The organism is Bartonella sp. SD1336NMGDW, assembly GCF_042193565.1.
In the GTDB taxonomy this organism is placed as follows: domain Bacteria; phylum Pseudomonadota; class Alphaproteobacteria; order Rhizobiales; family Rhizobiaceae; genus Bartonella; species Bartonella grahamii.
The window spans coordinates 1-1,064 of sequence record NZ_JBHILW010000069.1 but is presented as its reverse complement, the minus strand read 5'-3'; the positions used below and the strand labels follow the sequence as shown (position 1 = coordinate 1,064).

Below are 1,064 nucleotides of genomic sequence, written 5' to 3'. Positions count from 1 at the left end.
ACAATCGCTTTCATCATCTATGGATGGCTCATCATTCGGGGCGCTATAGATATGCCTCTCTCCGGATTTGTAAATCGTTTCCTACGGATAAGTATTATTACTTCAATAGCTCTTACCACAGGACTTTATCAAAATGAAATTGCGAGTTTGATAACACAAATGCCCTATGAGTTATCAAAAGCGCTCTTAACAGATCCACTCAATGATACACAATTAATGAATTTACTAGACAGAACAGCAACCAAAGGATTTCAATATGCAGGCCGTCTTTTCCAAGAAACCGTCTTCTTCGAAGCCAATGGACTGCTTTACAGTCTCTTAGGCATCATCATCTTGCTGGCAACAAGCCTCGTCGTAGCAATCGGTGGTGGTCTCGTGCTCCTGACAAAAATCGCTATTACACTTCTCGTAGGATGGGGACCTCTCTTCATCGTTGCTTTGCTCTGGCAACCAACTCATCGCCTTTTCGAGCAATGGATAATCCAAGTCATCAATTATACAATCCTCTTTCTACTCTTAGCGACTGTATTTAATCTGATGATGAATATCTTTGCAAACTATTTGAGCGATATGAAACTCGATTACGACCAGAATATAAGCTTCATGTTTGGGGGTGCTCTCATCTTGTCCATTATATCCATCATGCTGTTACTCAAACTATCAAGCGTTGCCAATTCTCTCGCAAAAGGAATTACATTTGGACATCTATGGAGACATAGAAATTAGAGGAGATAAAGAGCAATAGTTCCCCTAACAAACGCCCTTAATATCCATATGACAAAATAACGAGGATATCCAATCCTACAGTAAAAAATATTCGCACTGAAATTGAGCTATTTTCATAAATTAAAAAATGAAATTAAGAAAAGATCAATTATCGTAAACTATACACTTTACTTTAATGTCAAAATTATAATAATGACAACAAACATCAGGATCTATATAATAGTAAAAAAGAGTCATATTAAAATGAAGTTGGTCATTCTTATAATTTTGATTGCAAACATTTTATCAGCTTGTGCATTAGCACCAAAGCTAAAACAGCCCAATGATAGGAACCGTGT

1 protein-coding gene is annotated in these 1,064 nt (G+C 36.8%); it reads left to right on the top strand.

Annotated elements, in window-relative coordinates:
* The coding region (locus ACFIKH_RS09125; RefSeq protein ID WP_375671533.1) for a type IV secretion system protein at positions 1-726 on the top strand (726 nt) is incomplete at its 5' end.
* Positions 727-1,064: the final 338 nt, after the last annotated feature.